Below are 24,302 nucleotides of genomic sequence, written 5' to 3' on the forward strand. Positions count from 1 at the left end.
GGCCTGATTACAAACCTCAACCACCCCAAATACATAAAAAAAGTTGATTCACGCCTCATTATTCCATCACAATCCGCAGCATCTTCTGTTTTGAAAAACGTTTGACAGATTGTAAAAGTCGGTGTTAAGATGCAAACATACGAGATCCACATACAATTTATTACCAAAAAAGAAAGGGTGATTACGGTGTTTAACTATGACGATCTACATCAATTCAGCACACAACTAAATACCGGAGCACCCATGAAATCGTTATTCCGTTCATAAGACCGCATCACAGAAGCCTCTAATCAGGTTTGCTGTTTTGTACTCTCACAATCGAACTTTATCTACGGTGGTGGCTCTGCTCTCGGAGCCATGCTGCCGTATGAATGATACCCAAGACATACCGCCTGCGTGCGGTATGTCTTTTTTTGTGGGTTCAGCTGGCTAAACATGAACGGAACATGCATTTCACGAACTTGAAAGGAAGGGATACCACTTGTTCTCTGTACTTAAAAATCTGGCCTGGTTCTTCCGGCTGGAACGCAAACGATACCTCATTGGTGTCGCCTTGCTTATTATGGTGGGCATCATTGAACTGCTGCCACCTCGTCTTCTGGGCAATGCCATTGACGAGATTGTACGCGGTTCCATTACCGGCGCCTCACTCACACGTTACATTTTACTTATTCTAGGATCGGTCATCATTATCTATCTGACAACGTACATATGGATGCACAAACTGTTTGGCGGTGCCAATCTGGTTGAACGCTTGCTGCGGTCACGCTTTATGGACCATTTATTGCGGATGACCCCGCCTTTTTTTGAGAAAAACAGAACTGGCGATCTGATGGCACGTGCTACGAATGATCTTCGTTCCATTGCCACCACAGCAGGCTTCGGCATGCTGACGTTAACCGACTCCACTGCTTTTCTGGCAACCGTATTATTCGCCATGGGTTTTCTGGTTAGCTGGAAACTGACCCTGGCTGCAATTTTGCCTCTGCCTTTTATCGCCATCGCCATGATGATCTATGGTAAAGCTGTACACCAAAGATACACACTGGCACAGGATGCATTCGGGGACATGAACGATCAGGTGCTTGAATCGATTGCCGGCATTCGAGTCGTGCGTGCCTATGTGCAGGAACGTCTGGACGAGAAAAGATTCGCCGATGTCACCGAAGATGTGTACCGCAAAAATCTGGCGGTTGCCAAGATGGATGCGCTGTTCGAACCCACCATCCGGTTATTTGTCGGACTCAGTTATGTGATAGCACTTGCCTACGGCATTTATCTTGTTTTTCATAATGAAATTACCCTGGGGGATCTCGTATCGTTCAATATGTACCTGGGGATGATGATCTGGCCAATGTTCGCCATTGGCGAATTGATTAACTTGATGCAGCGTGGTAGTGCCTCACTCGATCGTGTTAACGAGACGCTATCTGTAGAACCTGCCGTAAAAGATGTTGAGCAGCCTGCTCACATTACGAATCCGGAAGAGATTGCGATGCAGGACGTCACCTTCCGTTACCCTAGTTCCACCATCGACAATCTCAGTCATGTCAGCTTTTCGCTTCGACGTGGGCAGACACTTGGTATCGTGGGACGTACAGGAAGCGGCAAGTCCACCCTGCTCAAACAATTGCTTCATGAATACCCGGCCGGATCGGGTAAGTTAAGCATCTCCGGTCATGCAATTCAGGATATCGCCAAAGACGACCTGCACAGCTGGATTGGATACGTTCCTCAGGAACAGGTGCTTTTCTCCAAATCTGTCCGCCAGAACATTCAATTCGGCAAACCGGGTGCAGATGATGGCGTGATTATGGAAGCGATTCGCACCGCAGCCTTTGATGGAGATTTGGGTACATTATCCGATGGTCTGGACACACTCGTTGGTGAAAAAGGAATTGCGCTGTCCGGTGGACAGAAACAGCGGGTATCGCTGGCCCGTGCTTTTATCGCCGATCCGGACATATTGATTCTGGATGATGCCTTATCTGCCGTCGATGCACGAACCGAAGCCAAAATTATTGAAAATATACGCAACAAACGCTCAAACAAAACAACGCTGATCTCGACTCACCGCCTGTCCGCTATCGAACACGCTGACCGAATCATCGTACTGGAGCACGGGAAAATTACGGAAGAAGGAACCCATCAAGAACTGCTTGCTATGAACGGCTGGTACCGTGAACAGTATGAACGGCAGCAGGTGGAGTCTAATTTGTCCACGTAGGAGGTCAACGCTTTGAAGTCTAATACAGGCAAACGGCTGCTTCAATACGCCCTAAAAGCCAAAGGTACGTTTATTGCCGCTTTAATTATGCTTACAATCGGGGTTGCGGCTGAGCTTGCCGGCCCTTTCATCGCCAAGTCCATGATCGACAATCATTTGCTCGCCATTGAGCAGCCTTTCTATGAGACCACAGCTTCAAGCGAAGCGGCGGTCTTCAATGGAAAGAACTACAAACGTGAAGGCCGGTTTGAACCGAATGAAACAAAAGGTACAGAGGTACGCGTACTGCAGGCCGGAAGAAGTTTTTATTTTGTGAATGAACCCGTTAGTGCCCCCGATGGGGATCGTACCTATGCAGACGGGACACTGACGGTTACACGCGCAGGCGAAGTGACGGGTCAATATGCGGCGGTGCCATTATCCGCTGGTGAACTCTTTGCCTTTTACAAACCGGAAATGCCAAGTATCTATCAACTGATTGTGTATTACATGATCTTCCTTGTCATTTCGGTCATTATGGAGTTTGGTAAAACATACTGGCTGCAATCATCTGCCAACAAAGTCATTCAAAGACTGCGTAACGATGTGTATGCACATATCCAACGATTGCCGGTACACTTTTTTGATAACCTGCCTGCAGGTAAAGTGGTTTCCCGGGTCACCAACGATACCGAAGCCGTCAAGGATCTGTTCGTTGCGGTTCTGTCGAACTTTTTCTCAGGGATCATTACGATTACGGGCGTATACGTTGCGCTCTTCCTGCTGGATTTCCGCCTCGGATTGATCTCATTGTTCGTTGTACCGATGCTGGTGCTGTGGATTGTGCTTTATCGTAAAATCGCGACTCGTTACAACACGATTATTCGTTCACGTCTGAGTGAGATTAATGCCATTATTAATGAATCCATCCAGGGGATGTCCATTATCCGGGTATTCCGTCATCAGAAACAGACCAAGCAGGAATTCGAGGATCTGAATGATGATTATATGAAACACCAGAATAAAATGCTCAATCTGAACGCGTTCACCTCACACAACCTGGTTAACGTACTGCGGAATATGGCGTTTGCCGTTGTCCTGTGGTACTTCGGTTCCAGTGTGCTGGACGGCACAAGTATCATCTCGCTGGGTGTGCTGTATGCATTCGTTGACGTCCTCGGGCGTTTGTTCCAGCCGATTACGGGTATGGTGAACCAACTGGCTAACCTGGATTCCTCCCTTGTGTCGGCCGGACGTGTCTTTGAGTTGATGGATGAGAAAGGTGAACCGGTAACCGATGGCTCGATGCCAAGATACAAGGGAAATGTCGTGTTTGACGATGTAGCCTTTGCTTACAAAAAAGATTATGTGCTGAACAACATCTCGTTCAAAGCATCACAAGGTCAAACGGTCGCCCTGGTGGGCCATACCGGTTCGGGTAAAAGCTCGATCATCAACCTGCTGTTCCGGTTCTATGACCCACAGAAAGGCAAGATTACGATCGACGGTCAGAACGTTAAGGACCTGCCTAAACAGTGGATTCGAGAACATATGGGCATTGTACTCCAAGATCCTTACCTGTTCACAGGTACTGTAGCCACCAACGTCAGTCTGGGTGATGAGCAGATTACGCGTGCGCAGATCGAACAGGCGCTGCGAGACGTAGGTGCAGAACGAATTCTCGCCCACCTTCCGCAAGGATTCGACGAGCCGGTTATCGAAAAGGGAAGCACGTTATCTGCCGGACAACGGCAATTAATTTCCTTCGCTCGAGCACTGGCCTTCGATCCAGCGATTCTGATTCTCGATGAAGCTACAGCTAACATTGATACCGAAACGGAAGCCTTAATTCAAAATGCACTCGAAGTCCTCAAAAAAGGACGCACCACCTTCATCATCGCCCACCGTCTGTCCACCATTCGTTCAGCAGACCAGATTCTGGTCCTGCACCGCGGACGTATTGTGGAACAAGGTGCACATGATGAGCTGATGGAACTCAAAGGACGCTATTATCAGATGTATCAGTTACAGCTAGGTGCTCAATCAGCACCAGATACAAGTGGAAGCAACCCATTGGGCGAGGCCATTCGAACCACTTCCTCCTTTGCTGGAGGCGGCGTGTAAGTAAAACGGGAATAAATGAACATATAATACATTAACCAACCGATATGCCCGCGGACCTCTTGGTCTGCGGCAGATCGGTTTTTTATTTTGTCCGTTTCCTCTTATTGACAATAGAAACATCTGCCTGTATTATACATACCAACGGTCGGTATCTAAATAAAGGAGGGTATTATGGCTAGAAACAAGCACCCTGAACAAACGGTACAGCAGATTCTGAACGTTGCTGCCCAGTTGTTCACAGATAAAGGATTTGAGAAGACAAGTATTCAGGACATCATTGTTGCCCTAGGCATGTCCAAGGGGGCTGTGTATCATCACTTTAAATCCAAAGAGGAAATATTGGACGCGGTCATGGAGCAACAATTCAACTATTCAGCTGAAATGCTGGATCGATTAGTTTCAAATACAACGGCCACCACAGCTCGAGAGAAGTTAATTCAGATTCTGGAGCATGTTGTCTCTGATCAGCAGGCCCATTCCCTGGATCACGTACTTCGAACCCAAATCAAAAATCCGGTATTTGTTGTACGCGGTATTCAACAGGCCGTGCGAATAGATGCTCCGGTGATTGCAACGATTTTGCGAGAAGGCATTTCAGATGGTTCGATCCATACTGAAGATCCCGATGCTTGTGCAGAAGTATTCATGATGCTGGTCAACATATGGATTAATCCCACACTGTTCGGCCGCAATTCCAGCGAAACGAAGCAGCGTCTTTATTTTTTACAGCGGTTGATGAATATGCTCGGTGCCGATATTGTGAGCGAATCGCTCATTGAGCGCATTCTGAACCAACATGCTGTGATCGGCGCTTATCCTGAGTTGGAAGATCAAGACATTGGCAGAAACGAGGGAAAACCGTTTTGAAACCTAATGGACATAAGATTTGCAAAGAATGGTTATCTGAAGATCCCATTCAAGCCCTTTCTCTGGAATGGATGCAAGGCGAAGTGCATATTAGCCAGGGTACAGAAGCTGTTATCCGCGTTACTCAACGGGGGTCCGCTCTTTTCCCAAGAACTCGATGTTTTGAAGCTAAAATTAGTAATGGTGTCTTACATCTCATCGATGGACGAAAACAAGCTTTTCCGGTGGGCATAAACTTCCATCGCACATCGCTCCACCTTGTACTGCCGCCTACAGTATTGCAAAGACTGTTGATCAACGGGGTGGGTTCCCGCTTTGTTGTGGATAACGTTTCTTCCGAACACTGGAATTGCCACTGTACATCCAGCAATCTCATCTTATCTGGGCATGCCCAACATATCCGTCTGCAATCCGTGGGCGGTCGGGTTACAGCAACAGACCTTCGTGCAAACCATATCCAACTAAAAGCCACTTCTTCACCTATCCAGTTATCCGGTCAGTTCTCACATATTCAATCCAGAGTAACAGGCAGCAAGCTTAACATAAACTCCTCAACGATGCTTCAATCTCTGGATAGTCGCTCCACAGGCTGTAACGTTGAAGTGCGCATCCCACCAGATAAAGATGGATTCAAGTTAGACTTCAAGCAGGCCGGGGGTCGATTTAGCAGTGATTTTCCGCTTCACTCCAATCATAATCAACACACGTATCGTAACGGAATGTATCCATTTCAAGCTGAAGTCAGAGGTGGAAAGCTCACCATAGGCAGCTATTTATTACATGCCACATAGAGGAGGTAAATATATGAGCATCGGCTGGATCGTTGGCAGCAGCTTGGCTAGCCTGGTATTACTTGCGGGGATCATCAGTTTGTTCATCAGCATACGCAAAAGCAAAAATCATCGACGTTGGCCCTGGTGGCTCATCGGTTTTGGAATAGCCGCATTGGTCAGTGCAGCGATCAATTATCCCGGAACATAGATACAATGGGAAACTTACGCAAAAAAAAGACAATCGCGCAGTCCAGTCACTCTCCGTGCTGCTGCGGATTGTCTATCCATCCTTTAACCATATACCCCATATATAATATCGTCTCTCTTGCCAGAAAAGGAAATTGGGTGCGCCAGGTCTGGTAAGCCGTCGTTCGTGTCGGGGATGGGACAGCATCCATGCCGAGTCCGCTAGCAAGCTTCATCGCCCGTTTCATATGTAACGGATCACTTACAATCGTGTAGGTGTGAAACCCCGCCTGTTCCCCGACACTAATCGAATTCACCAGATTTTCCTCCGTAATTTTCGATTCCGTCTCGATTTGAATATCTGCCAGAGCTACACCATTTGCAACGGCATAATCTCGTCCAACTTCGGCTTCAGAACGCTCTCCAGCCCGGCCAGAACCACCAGTAAAGAGCAGATGGCTGATCGTCCCCTGGCGATATAATAAAATGGCGTGCTCAATACGTTCGCGAAATACGGGTGAAGGGTTCTCCCCTTCTACGGCTGCACCGAGGATAATGGCTGCATCACTCTGTCTAGAGGATTCCTCATCGGTGTAAGTCCAGATGAGCAACGCCGTAGTTATAGTCCATATGACTCCAATCAACACGAGTGATGCAATGGAGATTGCCAGCCAGTGTTTGCTTTTTATTTTACGAATTCGGGACTTGCCTTCCATCACAATCATTCATCCTCTTCCAGCGCCCGGGCGTTCATACTCACTGCATGCATACGTTCGAGTGTGTGCAACGCTGCCGCGGATTCGGCATCCAATCCCAGCTCTGCAATCCAGGCACCTGTGTACTGCTGAAGACTAATCTCCAGCTTCTGCGCACGATCTTTGAAATCTTCCAGTTCCTTAATCATGCGCGATCTTCCTTCAGGACTGAATGTCTCATGAATCCGTTCCTTGAAATAGTGATGTACAATGCTGTTACGCTGCTTCCATAGTTCATTCAACTGGCGAGTCTCTTCCTCAGAAAAGGTAAAATGATGGCGCACCTCATGAATGAGTTGCCCGAGTGAACTGCTCATCTTTCGTTCATACAGATCTTCCAGATCTTCTTCGGATACAACCTTACCCTGAGACAATTTCATTAATAAAATCAGATTGACCAGTTGCTGTTCAAGCGCCTGTCCATAATATACAGCCAATCCGTAGTAGGCAAACAATTCTCTGGAGTGTTCGCTGTCCAGCATGTCTGTATTTTGCATAAGCGAGCGCCCCCTTTATCTCCGTACAATACTTTGCATTCCAACGTCCCTCTATGGTAACGAAACACAGAGCAACATTCAAGTTAAGGGGAATAATAGCCTTTAACTCCGCAAATCCCTTTTTCCCGATAGCCAGATATGAATGATGAGCAGAACTACGGCATAGAGTATAGCCCACATTGTCGTCAGAAGAACAGCCCCCAGCTTTGATTCTTCAAATAACATCATTTCACGAACTAGATAAAATGCCGGAGGCAAGACCTTGACAACCCATTGTATGGATTCAGGCAAACGTCCGCTTAATGAACCTTGGACTAACGATAATAACAGTACAACAATGAACGGCGGCATACTGCGGCTCAGCATGGGAATGTATGATTTTTGAAAGAAAACACTGAGGCCCAGACCCAGAAGCGACAACGCCAGATGCCCGGCCCAAGCCATGATCCACTCCCCAGCACTCGGCAGTCTTCCAAACATGCCCGTAACAACAGGATATAGCACGGTAATTGCTGTCAGGCCGAATTGCATGATTAACGCACAGATCAATTGTGCAAAGACAACCTTGCGTTTGCTTCCTGCATGGAGAACGAGCAATTGATACTGCCCCGCAGGTTCCGTGTTCATTACCGTTAATCCCAGCCAGGCCGCACCAAAAAAAAGCAGCATGGCCGTAACGCTGTAACTGTCCGCAACCGGATTAGGTTTGTAGGAATAGATGAGCAGCATTGTAATGATATAAAAGATCACCGGTGCAACATATTTCTGTGAACGTATGTAATGTTTTAACAAATAACGGGTCAAGTGGATCATTGGAGGTCACCTCTTACCTTAGACATGGAGGAAGGGATCTCTGCCTCTTCCCTGTTCATAGCCTCACCCGGATGACGCCCCTCCATCAATCCTTCCATATGTAATCGGCTCTCTTCCGGCTGCACAGACACGATTGAACCGCCCATCGCCAGAATCTTTCCAATGATCCGGTCTGCCGAACTGCGTGACACCCTCCAATCCCATACTTCGCCTCCATAATCCTGATGAACTACGCTGCGATGGCATGCAATGACTCCCGTTTGTTCAATAAGCAGCGCATCAATAACGGATTGTTCCCGTCCTTCCATCACACTTTGGATGCTCACAGCGGGCTCTCCAGCTTGCTGTAAATCTTCCTGATTCCAGCGACGCAGCACTGTTCCCTTGTGTAATACGATGACCTGATCCGCGAGACGTTCTATAAGCAAGGGTTCATGGCAAGCTGTAACGATTTGACTTCCTTCCTTTTTCCACTGTCCGAGCAAGGCTACGATCGCTTCCTGCGCCGGGACGTCCAGACCGGACAATGGTTCATCAAGCAGCAATAACCCATCAGGGCCAGGCAAAAGAGCCTGAATCAGATTCACCTTCTGCAAGGTACCTTTGGACAACTGTGGCAGGTTTTGATCCAGCGCCGTGCCCAAGTATAACAGATCGCTCAGTTCACTTATCCGCTGACGCAGTATTTCAGGACGCATGCCACGTATTCGTCCCATTTCCCACAGGTACTCTCTTGAGGTAAAGGGCAAGCGTGGCATTCCATCAAGTGCATACATAACCCGTCCATGCATGGGCTTGTGCAGCGAACCGGCTTCAGGCAGTAATATGCCAGCCAGCACACGCAGCAACGTGCTTTTGCCCGAGCCATTTCTGCCCACCAGGACGATACACTCTCCCTTGCCTACTTCCAAATTGATATCATTCAGTACCTGCACATCCCCAAGTCGTTTGCTCACACGTTGAAGTGATATATCTCGTCCTGTTGAGTCCGTTGCGGCTTTTCCTGCTTTATCGAATCTTCCAATTCCCATCCATCCCATAGGTGTCACATCCGTTCAGGAGCCTGGACCCCAAGTAAATACAGGCTGTAGGCCAGACGCTCCGCCGTACGCTCTGTTAGCGCCACCCGGAAGGGTTTCACGTCAGCCGGCGCGTCGGCAATCCGTTCTGCATGATAGAAGCGGTTGAAGGCTTGGGCAACATCGATCGCATATTTGGCAATGACCGAAGGCTCGTTGCGATGAATTGATTTTTCCAGATGCTGCGGATAATCCGCCAGCAGTTTCAGCAATGCCCAAGAAGTGTCACCGACAATGACTGGCTTGTTCTCGGTGATGGCTGCAGCATTTATGCTGTTAGCCTCTTCCGAATGGTTTTCATTTTCCACGCGTTCTACCTCTGCTGCCTTCGCAAGAACACTGTTAATCCGGGCATGTGTATATTGCACATAAGGTCCCGTCTCCCCTTCAAAGCTCACCGCATCTTCGAGCGAGAAATCGACGTCGTTCAACCGGTTATTACGCAGATCACCAAATACAATTGCACCTACACCCACCGCTTCCGCAACCTCCTGCGGATTTGGCAGATTCGGATTTTTCTCCTGGATAATCTGCAATGCCCGAGCAACCGCCTCATCCAGTACCTCCTGCAAGAAGACGACTTTACCCCGGCGGGTAGACATCTTCCGTCCCTCGAAACGCATCAAACCAAACGGAATATGTTCACAAATCTCAGACCACGCGTACCCCATCCGGGATAATACCGCAAATACCTGACGGAAATGAAGCTTCTGCTCACCCCCGACCACGTACAACATTTTATCCGCCTTCATCACATCATGACGATAAACTGCTGTTGCCAAATCCCGCGTTGGGTAGATGGTGGTCCCATCCTTTTTGATAATCAGGCATGGCGGCATATTCTCCTCCTCCAAACGTACCACCAAAGCCCCTTCACTCTCTTCCAGCAACCCTCTGCCTTTCAGTTCTTCGACCACCGCACCCATCTTGTCATTATAAAAGCTTTCACCCAGCGTATGATCAAACTGTACATTCAAACGCTCATACATCCGGTTGAATTCTTTCATGCTCACCTCTACAAAAAAGGCCCATAACCGCTGCGCCTCTTCATCCCCTTGCTCCAGCTTGCGGAACCAATCTCTTGCCTCCATCTCCAGAGATGGATCATTCTCCGCTTCATCGTGAAAACGCACATACAGTTCCAATGATGTCCGAATCGGCTCAGCCTGTAGTGCTTCATCATTACCCCAACGCTTGTAGGCTGCAATCTGTTTGCCGAACTGCGTTCCCCAATCGCCCAGATGGTTCACACTGACCGAAGTATAGCCTGCCTCGTTATATAACCGATACAATGCTGCCCCAATCACGGTGGAGCGCAGATGACCAATTCCGAACGGCTTGGCAATGTTGGGCGACGACATGTCGATTACGACACGTGCACCTGCACCCAGCTGCAGCTTGCCAAATGCTTGATGTCCCAGTTCTTGCAGCAGCTTCGGAGCCAGATCTTCCCGATTGAAACGTATGTTCACATAGGGTCCTGCTGGTGAAGCATCCAGCCCAACTGTCTGTAATCCAGTTGCGATATCCGCCGCGATCACTGCAGGCGCTTTCTTCAGTGACTTGGCCAAAGTAAAACAGGGAAACGCCGCATCTCCCAGCTCCGCCTGTGGTGGAACCTCCAATAATCTCAACACCTCTTCTTGCTCCAGTCCCGTTAAGGGAGCAATATGTGCTGCTGCCTGTTTCATCAACATGTTGAACACTCCTATTCATTATCGTATTTAGCCGTAATATCGAGAACAAAAAAAGCCCTCGTCTCTATATCAGAGACGAGAGCTGCTCTTCACAGTTCCCGCGGTACCACTCTAGGTGAGCAGGTCGTGAATACACATTGATATACATTCCCAGCCTGCTCCGCTCGGTGCGATTAACGGCCGCCTGCCGGATTGCCCTCTAGTCCATGCTCTGCACCCTCTCAAGAATGCAGGCATTGCTTCGGACAACCATCTCACGGGTGCGCTTCACTCAGGTCATGTCATACCGGCTTCCACCTGCCCCGGCTCGCTGTCATGCATGAATTCTGGCTACTCTCCCGATCACGGATATTCATCGTTTCAATTCATTGCCATCATTATACAGATCACAATCTGCTTTGGCAACCTGTTACATGCATTTGCCAATGAAGGCCCTGCTGGCGATAGTTGATCTCACCATCGAATTGTAAAGATTCTTACCCTGCTGTATTCGTAAAAATCCCCTCCAGCAGGCAACGTTGAAGTCCATCCGTCCGATGTCCTTATTTCGTTTCCTACTATGAGGGGATCAGCCTAATATCATGCAGATTACTCGGCTTTGTATGTTTAATTTAATTGAGTTTATATTTACGCTACTGCGGCCATCATACGGCAAGCCTCTGCACATTTGCGGCAAGCTTCCGCGCAAGCCTGACAGTGATCATGTTCATGTTTGCCACACTCAGCAGCACAAGCTTCACATGCCTTCACACACAGCTCGCAAATTTCGGAGATAAAATCACTTCCGCGTGTCATGGCTTGAGCAGCAAAGCTGCAGATTTCTGCACATTCCCGATCCAAACGAATGCAATCACGCAACATTGCCAGATCATATTCCTTCAGACTCGATATGTAACATACGTTGCAAGCATTCATACACTCCAGGCAAGCATCGATACATTGCTGATATTGTTGTTGTGTCATTTAAAGTTACCTCCCAGACTAAGTTTGCTATGCTTCTTAATACCCCGTCTGGAGGAACCTTGAATCATTAAGACTCATTTATCGCTTCTAATTCCAGCAATTGGTTGCGAATGACCGTTTGATCAAAGTGCTCACCTATAAACACAGCTACGTTCGGCACATCACCTTGAGGCGTGATCTTCATATAATCCGATTCCCGATAAGCATATTGGAACCAGAACCGACTGGACGTATCACTAAAAGATAAAATCCCTTTTGCCCGGTACACATCCCGTGGTAACTCAGCAATCAAACGCTCAAAAGCTTCACTGTTCACCGGCTGGGTGAAATAGTGGGTGTACACCATGACATGCTCGTGCGAAGCATGGGGATGTGTATGACTATGGTCGTGATCATGAGAATGACCATGGACATTCACGACGGAATGTTGATGGGCTTCGTGATTATGATCCATATGCTCATGATGTTCATGTTCATGGCTGCAGCCATGCTCTGCACCAGCTTCGGAATGAACGTGCTGTTCCTTTTTCGCGTCTTTACTCGTTTCATCGACAGATTGATAGGCATGTACGTTATCTCCACTACGAAGCAGCACATCCATATCGACTTCACACTTCACCGTAGGGATGACGGGAGCAAAACCATTCCAGCGTGTTAACAGGTCCCTCAAATCTGCCAGCTGCTGCTCATTCACCCGATCCGTTTTGTTCAGAAGAAGTACCGAAGCACAGCGAATCTGCTCCTGCATCAGCTTGAAGGTTTGTCCCTTCTGCTCCTGGTACAGTCCTGACAGATGCGCGGCATCCACCACGGTAATCAGGCTTTTCAGCTCCAGTCGCATATAGAGTGAAGTTTCCGTTACTGCATCCAATATCTCCATCGGGTTCGCCGCTCCCGTTGCTTCGATGATAATGACATCTGGCGATTCCTCCTGCACGAGATCCGCAAGTTGCAGCCCCAAGTCACCGCGCACGGTACAGCAGATGCATCCTCCCAACATTTCTGTCATCGGAACGCTAGAATCCACCATCTGACCATCCAGGTTGACCTCACCCAATTCATTCATGACCACTGCGGGTCGGAGACCCTGTTGCTGCCAATGTTCGATCAATTGAACAAGCAGTGTCGTTTTGCCACTTCCCAAAAATCCTGACAATATATATACAGGTATGGATGATTCATTTACTTTTAATTCACTCATCATAGTTCACCTCTCTGTTTGTCCAATGAAACTGGTCTATCTCTATCCTAGCGAGTGTACACTATCCTGCAATCTTTGCGCAATCCTGACCTTCTCTTCTCTATACGTCCATTGCCTCCATCTACTGAATGGTCTATGCTATGAGAACATGTTGATTGGAGGAGGATGGGTTATGACCAATTCAGTGGAACAACATCGTCAGGAAGCACCTGACACGGTATCCTGCATGATTGTAACCGTTTCGGATACCCGCACCAAGGACACGGATACAAGCGGGCAGCTTATGCATAAGCTGCTGACTAAATCAGGCTATCAGATCGTCGATTATATCATTACACCGGATGAGACCGAAACCATTCGAAGCATCCTGCAAGATGCAGCGGTTCGTGACGATATCGAAGCCGTGCTGCTCAGCGGTGGAACCGGAATAGCCCCCCGTGATACGACTTACGAGGCGGTATCCTCACTACTGGATAAGGAGCTGCCGGGCTTTGGAGAAATTTTTCGCTTCCTCAGTTATACCGAGGATATCGGTTCTGCTGCCATTCTTAGCCGGGCGGTTGCCGGAACGATTGGGCGCACAGCCGTATTCTCCATGCCAGGCTCCAAGGGAGCGGTCAAACTGGCAATGGAAAAGCTTATTTTGCCGGAACTTAGGCATGTCATGCGTGAAATATATAAACCCGTCTGAAAGATCAGACGGGTTTTCCGGGTTTATTTTAGGAGAGTCCATTACTTCAGCTGCTCGAGCACATGCTGGAATACCTGCATGACATCCTCTTCATAATCATCCTTTTCTCCACCTGAAGCCGTATAGACCAATGAAACGTAATCTTTGCTGCGAATCGTTGTTCTGCCAAGAACATTTTCCATTACAGCCTCATCGCTATCATTACCATACATTTCATTCATCCGGGCAATTCGTGTACCGACATCACTGAAAATGTGGACCTTTACAATATGCCTGCCACTTCCATTCAACAGATACACATAAGAGATTCCTCCCTCACCGTCGTCTGCGAACATGTTATTCATCAATTTGATGCCTTTTGCAGCAAAAGCGTCATCCAGCTCCTGAATCAATCGACCGTTTAACCCGTGGCCCTGGCTCTTTGCCCGTACAATGCCTTCATCCGTCGCTTGTCGGGTATATATTTTCCGCTCCTGCTCAACAGATGATGCTGAACAAGCCACTAGGGATAATACACACATCACCATAATTGCACTGAACAGGGCAGACTTCACACGTCCAGAGTTAGGGTGCAATCCTTTTCCGCTATCACGCATACTCATCCTTCCTTTCCCGCCACATGCACCGTGACGCTCTCAGGTAGAGTTAGCATGTCTAGGGGAAAAGAATCTTATTCGGCAGGCACCTCAGACATTGTATTGACCACAGTACGACCTACGGCACCGCCCTTAAGGATCGTCTCCAGTGTCTGAGGCAGCTGTGCCCATGAGATTTCCTGAATCCCCAGCTCAAGTGCACGATCCGGCTTCCATTCTCCGCCAAGCAGCTTCCATATCCGTTCCCGTCGTTCCATCGGACAATAGACTGAATCAATCCCAATCAATTGAACCCCCCGCAAAATAAACGGAAATACGGTGGACTCGAAGGCAGCTCCTCCGGTTAATCCTGATACGGCGACAGCTCCTCCATATTGAATCTGTTTCAGACGCTCAGCCAGTGCAGGACCTGCTGCAGGATCAATTACTCCTGCCCAGAGCTGTTTGCCCATTGCACCCTTGGCTGGCGCATCCGCTTCTTCGCGGGAAATGACATGAGAAGCACCCAAATTCCGAAGCAGCTGCTCCTGTTGATCCTTTTTGCCTGTACTTGCAGTCACTTCAAATCCCAGCTTCGCCAGAATAGCCACCGCCATACTGCCTACCCCTCCGGTAGCTCCTGTCACCAGAACATTGCCCATCTCCGGAGTCACTCCAGCCCGCAGCAAAGCATCTACCGAAAGTGCTGCCGTGAAGCCTGCCGTTCCAATCGCCATCGCTTCCTTCTCACTGAGTCCATGTGGTAGAGGAACGAGCCATTCGCTGCGTAGACGCGCATATTGACTATACCCGCCAAAATGAGACACGCCCGGCTCGAAGCCTGTGCTGATCACCCGATCCCCAGGGGCAAACCGACCGCTCACGGATTCCTCTACAATCCCTGCAAGATCGATTCCCGGCACGATCGGATATTCTCGAACCACACCACCCTTTTCTTTTGTGGCGAGTCCATCTTTAAAATTGACGCTTGAGTATTGAACCTGTAAAGTTACGTCACCATTAGGCAAATCTTCTTTCGTCAGCTGCTCCATAGCAGCCTTCAGGCCACCCTGTTCTTCTTTACGTACGACATAGGCCGGAAACGTATTTTCCATTTGATATCCTCTCCTTGGTTGTAATTTACATATATTTCTATTCACCTGGTGAATTGTTCGCCTTCAGCTCAACATAAGTGGGGAATCCGTCAAACTCAAGCTCTTCAAGCGAAAATCGCCGGATAAATCCCAAGCCACGAAAATACGGTCAGGAGCCAAGGTTCCTTGCATCTCCTCTTTCTTTCATCCCCGACCGATACACGGTTGAAACAGTCACAGCGATGGATTATGTCGAAAGGCAAGCTCGGAATGATGCGGGATTTGGCGTCTCCTGCGCTTTCCCGAGAAATAATTGCTTCATTTCCTAGTGAGCCTGCGTCCGTTGGAAGGTACAGTATACCTCAGTTCATGTGCAGTCTGTCCATGATGTTTGACACACCGTCCCTCGTCCTGTTGGACACACAATGCTGAGAAAGTGGGAACCAAAAGGGCATAACCCGGTTTTCTTCCTTCCGGTTATGCCCCATACTTGATTTATTCTTCGGTGGATTGCACGTGTTCAGCAATGAGCTTCTGCTTCATATTCCAGGCCGCAGGGCTGATATTTACACGGTAAATCTCAGGATTGAGTTTACGTAGATATTCAGGCCAGAAGAGATCCATCTGCTCCCGGTGATAACTGCGAATCTCATCCAGGGTAGGCAGTTCATACACTTTGCGCCCATTCACAAAGATCGGTTCCAGCATATTCACTGCTTCGTAGCGGGTTACCGTCTTTTTCAAATAAGGATGTAGCGGGTTGAACAGCTTGAGCGGACCGCCCTGTAGCGGCTGTTCTTCTCCTGGATAGCAGATATAATCTGCAATCGCTTTGCCATGTTTCGGATCAATGATCCGGAAGACTTCTTTTTTACCTGGTGTGGAGACCTTTTCGGGATTAGCCGAGATTTTGATTGTAGGCAGCATGACACCGTCCACTTCACGCTCCACCAATTTGTACACACCACCCAAAGAAGGCTGGTCGGAAGCGGTAATTAGCTGTGTACCCACTCCCCATGTATCGATGCGAGCTCCCTGAGCTTTAAGGTTGAAAATTGTATTTTCATCCAGGTCGTTGGAAGCTACAATCTTGACGTAATCCAGTCCAGCGTCGTCCAGCATCTGCCGGGCTTGAATGGATAGATACGCAAGGTCACCGCTATCCAGACGAATTGCGTTCATCTTTTTGCCTTGGCTCTCCAGCTTCTTGGCTGTGTTGATGGCATGGGGAACACCACTGTTCAATGTATCGAAGGTATCCACCAGCAGTGTCACTTGATCTGGCAGCACTTTGGCATAGACGTCAAACGCCTCCTGCTCACTCATAAAACTTTGCACCCATGAATGGGCATGTGTTCCTGCTGTCGGAATTCCGAAGCGCTCTCCAGCCAGCATATTGGACGTAGCATGGAATCCGGCCACATACGAGGCACGCGCGCCCCAAATGGCCGCATCGGCTTCCTGTGCACGTCGTGTTCCGAATTCGAGCAACGTGTCCTGATTCGCCACCTGCTTGATCCGGGAAGCTTTGGTTGCAATTAACGTCTGATAATTCATGAAGTTAAGTATCGCCGTCTCCACCAGTTGTGTCTCCATAATGGAGCCTTCTACCCGAATGAGCGGTTCATCAGGGAAAACGATCGCCCCTTCCTTCATGGAATGAATCGTCCCCTGAAATGAAAACTGGAGCAACTCTTCCAGAAAGACAGGATCGTAATTTTCCTCTTGTTTGGATAAATATTTGATGTCCTCCATTGTAAAACGAAGCTGGCTGATATAATTCACAATCCGTTCCAATCCGGCAAATACGGCATATCCGTTACCAAAAGGAAGCTTGCGGAAATAGGCTTCAAACACCGCTTTCCGTTTGTGAGTTCCATTCACCCAGTGGGCGTACATCATATTGATTTGATATTTATCCGTATGTAAAGCCAGGCTAGTCGTCTGCATTTGTCTCATCCTCTCTGACTTCCGCTTGTGCCGCAGGCCCAGCCTGCAGACACGGGTCAACATGTGGAGACTCATTGCTCATGATTCATGATTCTGGTAAACGTACCATTGCATAAGTCTCCGGTTTATTCCTATTCACCATATTCCCCAGCAACATAACAGTTGTTTTAACAGGATATGAGGGATAGGATCAAAGGTTCGTTTACAGGTTCAGGCCTGCGAGAACGGTATCGCTCGCTTTGATCACCTGAGCCCCAAGGCTGGAACGAAAATGCCCAAGCGCCCAATCATGTCCCGCTTGATTGAAGCTCGCTACGGCATCTTCATATACCGTTATGTGAAAACCTTTATTATAAGCATCCACTGCCGTGTGCAGTACGCAAATGTCCGTACATACACCGATCAGTGTAATGTCTGTTATTCCACGTTCACGCAGTCGCAGCTCCAGATCTGTACCGCAGAATGCGCTGTATCTTGTTTTATCCATCCATCGGATCTGAGCTTTCCGTTCTTCCATAACCTGAGCCAGACGACCATAAAGCTGTCTTCCCTCCGTACCCCTAATGTTATGGGGCGGAAAAAGGACCGTTTCCGGATGGTAAGGATCACTCTCTTCATGCAAGTCCACAGCCATAATAACCTCATGCTTATTATTGCAATAAGCCTCCGTTATTGCTGCGATCGTCTCTTCGATCTCCACAGCAGGCTGCCCTACAGGCAACGAACCTGTCACAAAATCACGTGTAAAATCGATTACAATCAGTGCTTTCATCGTCCACACTCCCTTTTTGAGAATAGGTTGATCCTGATTCAATCCTTTATGATTCCCTTGCAAATTAAGTATAAATCGAAAGACGAGGTACAAGCTCCGTAAAGCGATATAACTGGGCCGGACGCTGTGAGTACTGATTGGAGCTTAACAGGTTGCCCTCCTCATCCCGAACCTCTTCCACAATGCCTTTACGACTGCGAGTTGAAGTGATCTTACGAATGAAGTTTGGCTCTTCAAAATCAGGTACAACACTCTGAATCACTTGGTATAGCTCGCTTAGTGTAAAGTCACGAGGCAGGAACTGTCGTGCAATCGTCGTTTCCAGCATTTGCTGCTGAATACGTCGGTACGCATCTTCTATAATTGTCCGGTGATCGAAGGCAAGCTCAAGCTCTTGCAAGGCTTCCTGAATTGTAAACAATCCCACATCCTCGGCATCATCCGCAGCCTGACGGTGTTCCAGCATCCATTCCTCTACCAGCGCAAAAAACGCATGTGAGATAATCCATCCTCTGGGGTCACGTCCAGGCTGACTATATACATTCAAATACTCCAGATGTCCGCCATCCACACCTGTTTCTTCCATTAACTCGCGCTTTGCAGCACCATAGATGGATTCATTTTCCTGACAAAATCCACCTGGCAATGCCCATCTTCCGGCAAAAGGCCAACCTTTGCGTTTGATCAACATCACCTTCAACTCCCGAATGGGAAGTGTCTTGGTTACCGTCTTGCGCTCCCGCTTGGTCAAGGTAAACATGACGATATCTGCGGGAACACCATCGGGGGTACGATATTTCTTGGAACTATAGGCACGTGCTGCCTGTTCATCGCTTTCAGCATTGAATTGTTCGTAGTTTTCGCTCATGGGCACCACCGACTATTCTCATTTTGATATTTTCATTATGACATAATAATATCTTTTGTCAACCTTGAGATTCCGTGCTTGGCGTTTTTGCCCGCACTACGCGGAATGTTGCGGTTGCCATGCATCCCAATGTACCCGATGCATCACGTACCTCGGATTGTGCCGTTACACTGCGGCCAGCCTGATGCAGTATTGTGGACGTCACGATTAATTCGCCTTGTCTCATAGGTGCCAAAAAATGTACATTCAAATTGGTCGTCACACAACTGTCTACCTCCATTGCGGCTGTAGCTACCATGCCCATCGCCTGATCCATCAGGGATGTCAACACACCACCATGAATAATCCCCATGGAGTTGGTGTGGTGTTCGCCCGCTGTCAGCGCGATCTGAACTTCTTTTCCGTCGCCTTTAATAAAACGACAACCGAGAAAGCCCCAAAATCTTCCGTTTCCTTCTTCAACCATTTTGTCCAAAATACCCATTATTGATTTCCCCTTTAGTGCACTTTAAGTATAAAGCCCATGATGTATGTTGTTATGATGATGATTCCCAGCATTGTTTCTCGTCGTAGTTGGTCTAAAGTGCTTCGTCATTATTATTAAGCCTGCTCTTACGGAACAGGTCTTATCCAGTGAAGTTGTCTTGAACAGCCCACCACACAAAATAACCCCACATCGTGGAGCATGATATGATCAAAAAAGGTACGGACTGCGTCCGCACCCTTCACTTCATTTACCCGCAGCTGGTCGGAGGTGAATCCGTTCCTGCCTCCACGTTCACTTTCTCGGAGACGGTATCCCGAATTACAGAAATAACAAGCTGAAGCAAATAATTGATATCGCTTTGACTTTGCTGGAACTCCGTAACCAGCGGAATGCTGTCCAGCTCTTCCTGCAGATCCTCAATTTCCTGTTCAATTTTGCTGACCATGTCTGCATTTTTGAAGCTTTCAAAAGCAACGATTTCTTTTTGTTTCTTCTTGATCGTTGCGATTAATTGCTGGATGCGTTCATGATCACGAATTTTGGACTCTGCCTGTTGGAACTGCTTCACTTCCTCGCTCGTTCCAAGCATATCAGCCAATTCTTTGGCTTTTCCCATAATGTCGTCGCGTATGACCAGATTGCGCGTATCGTAGGTAGGCATTCCATACTGGTTGTACTGCACTTCTTCCTGCGCCACTCGAAATCGCTCCATTCTATGAGATGATATAAGATGAATACTCGATGTTGCACTAAGCTTAGTTGACTGCTTGAGTGACCGCTGCGGTTACGGATCGTTCTTTCGATCGCTTTTGTCTCCAAATTTTTCAGATTGTAATGGTCTGTGGTTAAAATTTGGAGACAAAGGCGAACGCTTCGCTTCTGCAGAATCGATTCCGTCACCTTCGCTACGCTAGGCCGTAACCCGCTAAGTGCAAAAAGACATTCATCTTATTAGGTTTGTGTATTACTGATTGGCGGCTACTGGCTCTGAGAGCAGGTTGCCCCGAATATAGAAAGTCATTGGATCGGTGATTTCCACATGTACGAAAGTACCGATCAACTCTTTAGGTCCTTCAAAATGCACCAGCTTGTTGCTGCGTGTACGCCCTGCCAGAACATTGGAATTCCGTTTGCTCTCGCCTTCGACGAGCACTTCAACGACCTTGCCACGCTGTTTTTCATTGCTGCTGTGGCTGTATGCATTGATCGTCTCGTTCAAGCGTTTCAAACGTTCCTTCTTCACTTCCATTGGCACGTTGTCCTCCATCACCGCAGCAGGTGTACCTTCACGCGGAGAGTAGATGAATGTATAGGCAAAGTCGTAACCGACTTCCTTGACCAGTGACAGCGTATCTTCAAACTGTTCTTCCGTCTCTCCCGGAAAACCAACGATAATATCCGTGGTTAACACGACATCCGGAATCGCAGTTTTGATTTTGTCAGCAAGCTTCAGGTAGTGTTCCCGACTGTACTTGCGGCTCATACGTTTCAGCACTTCCGTGCTGCCAGACTGCACAGGCAGATGGATGTGTTCCACCAGGTTCCCGCCCTTCGCAAGCACCTCAATCAGATGATCATCGAAGTCACGTGGATGGCTGGTCGTAAACCGGACTCGTGGAATATCGATTTTGCGGATATCATCCATCAGGTCACCGAAGCTGTACTTCAAATCCGTGAAGTCCTTGCCATAGGCATTGACGTTCTGACCGAGCAGTGTGATTTCCTTGAAGCCTTGTCTTGCCAGTTCACGAACTTCGGCAATAACATCTTCCGGACGTCGACTGCGCTCTTTCCCCCGTGTGAACGGGACGATGCAATATGTACAGAACTTGTCGCAACCATACATAATGTTCACCCAGCCGCGCATGCCCTCACGTTTTTTCGGCAGGTTCTCGATGATATCGCCTTCCTTGGACCATACCTCAACAACCATTTCTTTACTAAACAGCGCTTCCTGAATCAGATGTGGCAGCCGATGTACATTGTGTGTACCAAAAATCATATCCACAAAGCCATGCTTCTGCATGATCCGGTTCACAACGCCTTCTTCCTGTGACATGCAACCACACACACCCAGCAACAAGCCTGGACGCTCAGTTTTCAGGGTTTTCAGGTGGCCCAGCTCACCAAATACTTTATCTTCCGCATTTTCCCGGATTGCACACGTGTTTAACAGAATGATATCTGCCTCTTTGCGATCCTCAGTAGCCTGATACCCCATCGATTCAAGCAGTCCTTTGATGGTCTCTGAATCATGCTCGTTCATCTGGCATCCATACGTATATACGATATAGTGTTTGCCTTTCCCCACGTTTTTCAGTTCATCGGGAACAGCCGTTTCGTAAAGCACTTGTACGTCTTCCTTGCCCCGTTGTTTCTCCTGACGATGATTGGGTTCCGACTTGATGTTAATCTCCCGGCCCCGGATTCTTATCTTTTTGCTGAATTCATCTTGCGAAATTACTTTGGCATCGGAGAAATCAAAATATTGGGAGTAATCCTTTTTTGAGTCTTTAGCCATTTCCTTCGGTCACTCCTTACAGCCTCTATTAATAAAAAATCGTTATTTCATCTTGTTTCACGTGATTTGCACGCTTTATACATCAAAAGAGCATTACAGCAAATTATAACATGAATTGGGCTGTAGTTCCACATCCAAAGCCGCTGCCCCTTCGCCTATCCCGAAATCTGCGCAGGTCTGCTGAACAGCCCGAAAACACACAAAAACCTGAGCTATCCTCAGGTCGAATGTAGCGACGCTGTGGATATGCTCAGGTTTATACGTTCATTCAAGCCCCATAGTCAGGGCTGAAGATTGTTCCATGTGATTAGTCGATGATTTCAGCAGTATCGCCGTTACGCGCGCCAGCTGCATTAGCTTCATCCGTATCAATATGCATGTCCAGTGCAAAGGAATCCGATACACGAGCCAGTACATTTTCCAGTACCAGACCACGATCTCCACCCAAGCGAACTTTCAACATTTGTTTGTCCTCGATACCCCATTTAGCAGCATCAGAAGTATGGAAGTGGATGTGACGGGCAGCAACGATAACCCCCTTGTCAATGGTAACTTCACCAGCAGGTCCTTTAATTGTGATGCCTGGAGTACCTTCGATACTTCCGGATTCACGTACAGGTGCTTTAACACCAATAGCGAAAGAGTCTGTCATCGAGATTTCCAGTTGTGTTTCAGGACGAACAGGTCCAAGGATACGCACTTTATCAAACTGTCCTTTCGAACCAATAACCGCTACGGTTTCGTTAGCAGCATATTGTCCAGGTTGGGACAGAGGTTTAAACTCAGTCAATTCATAGCCTTTACCAAACAAAATTTCAACGTGCTCTTGAGATACATGAATGTGACGGGCAGATACGCCCACAGGTACTGTTTTGCTCATTGTGAATTTCACTCCTTGTTTATCTATGGCCTGTAGACAGGCTCTTAACAATCCTATGGTATTATACCCCTTTTTGAAGTGAAATGAAAACGAACTGCTGAAAATTCATGAAATACACTTATTTTGCAATCATTATATCCTGAATTTAGTAATTTCACTGCTGTAACATAGACATTTCTGCTTCCATTCCGTTTTCTTCAGAAGACTCTCCAACATACCAACAGCTTCATCATTTTGAATGTTCCATCTTCAAGTTTTTCTCCGGCAGGTTTTCTCCTAAATAACGCATCGCATTGCCCCACATCCAACCGTGAACCAGTGATTCGTTGTAATGCTTGAGCAGCATATTAATTAGCTTCGGATATTGCCCGGTATGTTCAAGCTCATGAATATACGTAGATATCCCGTCAAAATCAGACCCCATCATCAGATGATGCTCCCCACCCAGGGAACAAATCTGCTCAATATGTGGCAACAGATCTTCGATACGCACTTCGCCTTCCTGCTTCACAAACCAAGGCACAAACGTCAGTCCAATACGTCCTTCCCGGGCAATAATGGCCCGAATCTGATCATCCTTCAGATTGCGGACATGCGGGCATATGGCATAACTGTTGGAGTGAGAGGCGATAAAAGGACGCTTACTAAGGTCAGCAAGTTCCCAGAACCCTTTTTCGGTCAGATGAGATACATCCAGCAGCATGCCGATTTCGTTACACAGGTGAACCAGCTCCCTGCCCTTCTCCGTCAGCCCTGCCCCGCGCTTCTCCAATACACCATCAGCTGCCCAATTGGCATAATTCCAGGTAAGCCCAACGATCCGCACACCCATCTGATAACATAACTCCAGATAAAAGAGGTTGCCTTCCAGCCCATCGACACCTTCCAGTGTAAGCAGTCCCCACGATCTGTTCGTCTGCCCTACCTGCGTAAGCTGTTCTCGCCATAACAATGTATGCGTGCCTTCCGTTCGGTCTTTGGATATCTCCACTCGCTTTCGGTAGATGTCCAACTGGCCCATTACATGTTCAAACTTGCCTCTGCCAAGCACTTCGGGTAAATAGACCGCAAAAGCCTGTAAACCAATGTTACCTGCCCTCATACGTTCCAGATTCACATCCAGCTGTGGAGCATTTTCAAATGGAAAGCTAGGGTTCATCAGTATTTTGCTCAAAGCATCACAATGAAAATCGGCTACTCGCCAGTTGTGCATCATAATCTCTCCTTCTACTCGGTTATGTTATGGAATTAAAACGCAAAAAAACCTGTCTACTTCGTAAACAGGTTCAATGCATAAGTGCAT

23 protein-coding genes are annotated in these 24,302 nt (G+C 47.9%); 6 read left to right on the forward strand and 17 right to left on the reverse strand.

Going from position 1 to position 24,302, the window contains the following annotated elements:
• Positions 1 to 481 precede the first annotated feature (481 nt).
• The 5 genes from Q0V21_RS12380 (at position 482) to Q0V21_RS12400 (ending at position 6,178) form a co-directional block, all read left to right on the forward strand.
• Positions 482 to 2,227 (forward strand): ABC transporter ATP-binding protein, encoded by a 1,746-nt coding sequence (locus tag Q0V21_RS12380; protein WP_301879178.1) that lies wholly within the window; start codon positions 482 to 484, stop codon positions 2,225 to 2,227.
• A 12-nt stretch (positions 2,228 to 2,239) separates the two neighbouring features.
• A complete protein-coding gene (locus Q0V21_RS12385) occupies positions 2,240 to 4,330 on the forward strand; it encodes an ABC transporter ATP-binding protein (RefSeq protein ID WP_301879179.1) in 2,091 nt (696 codons plus the stop codon).
• Between the two features lie 171 nt (positions 4,331 to 4,501).
• Positions 4,502 to 5,197 carry a TetR/AcrR family transcriptional regulator gene (locus Q0V21_RS12390; protein WP_301879180.1) on the forward strand — a complete coding sequence of 232 codons (696 nt, stop codon included), beginning with the start codon at positions 4,502 to 4,504 and terminating at the stop codon, positions 5,195 to 5,197.
• On the forward strand, positions 5,194 to 5,988 hold the full coding sequence (locus Q0V21_RS12395; RefSeq protein ID WP_301879181.1) for a DUF4097 family beta strand repeat-containing protein: 795 nt from the start codon (positions 5,194 to 5,196) through the stop codon (positions 5,986 to 5,988). The genes Q0V21_RS12390 and Q0V21_RS12395 overlap by 4 nt, the downstream gene beginning before the upstream one ends.
• A gap of 13 nt (positions 5,989 to 6,001) precedes the next feature.
• A complete protein-coding gene (locus Q0V21_RS12400; protein ID WP_301879183.1) occupies positions 6,002 to 6,178 on the forward strand; it encodes a hypothetical protein in 177 nt (58 codons plus the stop codon).
• Positions 6,179 to 6,224: 46 nt separating this feature from the next.
• Here the strand turns inward: Q0V21_RS12400 and Q0V21_RS12405 are convergent, their stop codons facing one another.
• From Q0V21_RS12405 to Q0V21_RS12435, 7 genes are all read right to left on the reverse strand, one after another.
• Entirely contained in the window at positions 6,225 to 6,881 is a 657-nt protein-coding gene (locus Q0V21_RS12405) for a YdcF family protein (RefSeq protein ID WP_301879185.1), read from the reverse strand.
• Positions 6,878 to 7,408 (reverse strand): hypothetical protein, encoded by a 531-nt coding sequence (locus Q0V21_RS12410; RefSeq protein WP_301879187.1) that lies wholly within the window; start codon positions 7,406 to 7,408, stop codon positions 6,878 to 6,880. Before Q0V21_RS12410 ends, Q0V21_RS12405 begins: the two co-directional genes overlap by 4 nt.
• 102 nt (positions 7,409 to 7,510) lie before the next feature.
• Entirely contained in the window at positions 7,511 to 8,221 is a 711-nt protein-coding gene (locus tag Q0V21_RS12415) for a hypothetical protein (protein WP_301879188.1), read from the reverse strand.
• Positions 8,218 to 9,261 (reverse strand): ATP-binding cassette domain-containing protein, encoded by a 1,044-nt coding sequence (locus Q0V21_RS12420; RefSeq protein WP_079346865.1) that lies wholly within the window; start codon positions 9,259 to 9,261, stop codon positions 8,218 to 8,220. Before Q0V21_RS12420 ends, Q0V21_RS12415 begins: the two co-directional genes overlap by 4 nt.
• Before the next feature lie 5 nt (positions 9,262 to 9,266).
• Positions 9,267 to 10,997, reverse strand: a complete 1,731-nt coding sequence (gene argS, locus Q0V21_RS12425) for an arginine--tRNA ligase (RefSeq protein ID WP_301879190.1) — start codon at positions 10,995 to 10,997, stop codon at positions 9,267 to 9,269.
• A 627-nt stretch (positions 10,998 to 11,624) separates the two neighbouring features.
• Entirely contained in the window at positions 11,625 to 11,960 is a 336-nt protein-coding gene (locus Q0V21_RS12430) for a four-helix bundle copper-binding protein (RefSeq protein ID WP_079346869.1), read from the reverse strand.
• Between the two features lie 67 nt (positions 11,961 to 12,027).
• Complete coding sequence (locus Q0V21_RS12435) at positions 12,028 to 13,161, reverse strand: CobW family GTP-binding protein (RefSeq protein WP_301879551.1); 1,134 nt, start codon at positions 13,159 to 13,161, stop codon at positions 12,028 to 12,030.
• A 172-nt stretch (positions 13,162 to 13,333) separates the two neighbouring features.
• Here Q0V21_RS12435 and Q0V21_RS12440 point away from each other — a divergent pair, with 172 nt between their 5' ends.
• Positions 13,334 to 13,852 carry a MogA/MoaB family molybdenum cofactor biosynthesis protein gene (locus Q0V21_RS12440; RefSeq protein ID WP_094936471.1) on the forward strand — a complete coding sequence of 173 codons (519 nt, stop codon included), beginning with the start codon at positions 13,334 to 13,336 and terminating at the stop codon, positions 13,850 to 13,852.
• Positions 13,853 to 13,893: 41 nt separating this feature from the next.
• Here Q0V21_RS12440 and Q0V21_RS12445 read toward each other — a convergent pair whose 3' ends face one another.
• The 10 genes from Q0V21_RS12445 to Q0V21_RS12490 form a co-directional block, all read right to left on the reverse strand.
• Positions 13,894 to 14,454 (reverse strand): hypothetical protein, encoded by a 561-nt coding sequence (locus Q0V21_RS12445; RefSeq protein WP_301249679.1) that lies wholly within the window; start codon positions 14,452 to 14,454, stop codon positions 13,894 to 13,896.
• 68 nt (positions 14,455 to 14,522) lie between these two features.
• The gene (locus Q0V21_RS12450; RefSeq protein WP_301879192.1) at positions 14,523 to 15,542 is read right to left on the reverse strand and encodes an acrylyl-CoA reductase family protein; all 1,020 of its coding nucleotides are present in this window, start codon (positions 15,540 to 15,542) and stop codon (positions 14,523 to 14,525) included.
• Positions 15,543 to 16,016: 474 nt separating this feature from the next.
• Entirely contained in the window at positions 16,017 to 17,471 is a 1,455-nt protein-coding gene (locus Q0V21_RS12455) for a nicotinate phosphoribosyltransferase (RefSeq protein ID WP_301879193.1), read from the reverse strand.
• Between the two features lie 202 nt (positions 17,472 to 17,673).
• On the reverse strand, positions 17,674 to 18,243 hold the full coding sequence (locus Q0V21_RS12460; RefSeq protein ID WP_301879194.1) for a cysteine hydrolase family protein: 570 nt from the start codon (positions 18,241 to 18,243) through the stop codon (positions 17,674 to 17,676).
• A 64-nt stretch (positions 18,244 to 18,307) separates the two neighbouring features.
• Positions 18,308 to 19,111 carry an NUDIX hydrolase gene (locus Q0V21_RS12465; protein WP_062326181.1) on the reverse strand — a complete coding sequence of 268 codons (804 nt, stop codon included), beginning with the start codon at positions 19,109 to 19,111 and terminating at the stop codon, positions 18,308 to 18,310.
• A 58-nt stretch (positions 19,112 to 19,169) separates the two neighbouring features.
• Positions 19,170 to 19,595, reverse strand: a complete 426-nt coding sequence (locus Q0V21_RS12470) for a PaaI family thioesterase (RefSeq protein WP_301879196.1) — start codon at positions 19,593 to 19,595, stop codon at positions 19,170 to 19,172.
• Positions 19,596 to 19,845: 250 nt separating this feature from the next.
• Positions 19,846 to 20,259, reverse strand: coding sequence for a YlbF/YmcA family competence regulator (locus Q0V21_RS12475; RefSeq protein ID WP_443146410.1), 414 nt, complete (start codon positions 20,257 to 20,259; stop codon positions 19,846 to 19,848).
• Positions 20,260 to 20,562: 303 nt separating this feature from the next.
• The gene (miaB, locus tag Q0V21_RS12480) at positions 20,563 to 22,119 is read right to left on the reverse strand and encodes a tRNA (N6-isopentenyl adenosine(37)-C2)-methylthiotransferase MiaB (protein WP_079346889.1); all 1,557 of its coding nucleotides are present in this window, start codon (positions 22,117 to 22,119) and stop codon (positions 20,563 to 20,565) included.
• 307 nt (positions 22,120 to 22,426) lie between these two features.
• The gene (gene pduL / locus Q0V21_RS12485) at positions 22,427 to 22,999 is read right to left on the reverse strand and encodes a phosphate propanoyltransferase (protein WP_017689107.1); all 573 of its coding nucleotides are present in this window, start codon (positions 22,997 to 22,999) and stop codon (positions 22,427 to 22,429) included.
• 229 nt (positions 23,000 to 23,228) lie between these two features.
• Positions 23,229 to 24,215 carry a dipeptidase gene (locus tag Q0V21_RS12490; protein WP_443145902.1) on the reverse strand — a complete coding sequence of 329 codons (987 nt, stop codon included), beginning with the start codon at positions 24,213 to 24,215 and terminating at the stop codon, positions 23,229 to 23,231.
• Positions 24,216 to 24,302 lie beyond the last annotated feature (87 nt).

Source organism: Paenibacillus sp. 11B, from assembly GCF_030487755.1.
Lineage (GTDB): Bacteria > Bacillota > Bacilli > Paenibacillales > Paenibacillaceae > Paenibacillus > Paenibacillus vandeheii.

What these genes read in the sequence shown, in the direction of transcription:
- Q0V21_RS12445 (WP_301249679.1), bottom strand. Translation starts at nt 14,454, where the DNA reads ATGAGTATGCGTGATAGCGGAAAAGGATTGCACCCTAACTCTGGACGT.
- pduL (WP_017689107.1), bottom strand. Translation starts at nt 22,999, where the DNA reads ATGAGCAAAACAGTACCTGTGGGCGTATCTGCCCGTCACATTCATGTA.
- Q0V21_RS12475 (WP_443146410.1), bottom strand. Translation starts at nt 20,259, where the DNA reads ATGCCTACCTACGATACGCGCAATCTGGTCATACGCGACGACATTATG.
- Q0V21_RS12405 (WP_301879185.1), bottom strand. Translation starts at nt 6,881, where the DNA reads ATGATTGTGATGGAAGGCAAGTCCCGAATTCGTAAAATAAAAAGCAAA.
- Q0V21_RS12415 (WP_301879188.1), bottom strand. Translation starts at nt 8,221, where the DNA reads ATGATCCACTTGACCCGTTATTTGTTAAAACATTACATACGTTCACAG.
- Q0V21_RS12400 (WP_301879183.1), top strand. Translation starts at nt 6,002, where the DNA reads ATGAGCATCGGCTGGATCGTTGGCAGCAGCTTGGCTAGCCTGGTATTA.
- Q0V21_RS12440 (WP_094936471.1), top strand. Translation starts at nt 13,334, where the DNA reads ATGACCAATTCAGTGGAACAACATCGTCAGGAAGCACCTGACACGGTA.
- Q0V21_RS12470 (WP_301879196.1), bottom strand. Translation starts at nt 19,595, where the DNA reads ATGGGTATTTTGGACAAAATGGTTGAAGAAGGAAACGGAAGATTTTGG.
- Q0V21_RS12455 (WP_301879193.1), bottom strand. Translation starts at nt 17,471, where the DNA reads ATGCAGACGACTAGCCTGGCTTTACATACGGATAAATATCAAATCAAT.
- miaB (WP_079346889.1), bottom strand. Translation starts at nt 22,119, where the DNA reads ATGGCTAAAGACTCAAAAAAGGATTACTCCCAATATTTTGATTTCTCC.
- Q0V21_RS12430 (WP_079346869.1), bottom strand. Translation starts at nt 11,960, where the DNA reads ATGACACAACAACAATATCAGCAATGTATCGATGCTTGCCTGGAGTGT.
- Q0V21_RS12390 (WP_301879180.1), top strand. Translation starts at nt 4,502, where the DNA reads ATGGCTAGAAACAAGCACCCTGAACAAACGGTACAGCAGATTCTGAAC.
- argS (WP_301879190.1), bottom strand. Translation starts at nt 10,997, where the DNA reads ATGTTGATGAAACAGGCAGCAGCACATATTGCTCCCTTAACGGGACTG.
- Q0V21_RS12465 (WP_062326181.1), bottom strand. Translation starts at nt 19,111, where the DNA reads ATGAGCGAAAACTACGAACAATTCAATGCTGAAAGCGATGAACAGGCA.
- Q0V21_RS12435 (WP_301879551.1), bottom strand. Translation starts at nt 13,161, where the DNA reads ATGAGTGAATTAAAAGTAAATGAATCATCCATACCTGTATATATATTG.
- Q0V21_RS12410 (WP_301879187.1), bottom strand. Translation starts at nt 7,408, where the DNA reads ATGCAAAATACAGACATGCTGGACAGCGAACACTCCAGAGAATTGTTT.
- Q0V21_RS12460 (WP_301879194.1), bottom strand. Translation starts at nt 18,243, where the DNA reads ATGAAAGCACTGATTGTAATCGATTTTACACGTGATTTTGTGACAGGT.
- Q0V21_RS12450 (WP_301879192.1), bottom strand. Translation starts at nt 15,542, where the DNA reads ATGGAAAATACGTTTCCGGCCTATGTCGTACGTAAAGAAGAACAGGGT.
- Q0V21_RS12420 (WP_079346865.1), bottom strand. Translation starts at nt 9,261, where the DNA reads ATGGGATGGATGGGAATTGGAAGATTCGATAAAGCAGGAAAAGCCGCA.
- Q0V21_RS12490 (WP_443145902.1), bottom strand. Translation starts at nt 24,215, where the DNA reads ATGATGCACAACTGGCGAGTAGCCGATTTTCATTGTGATGCTTTGAGC.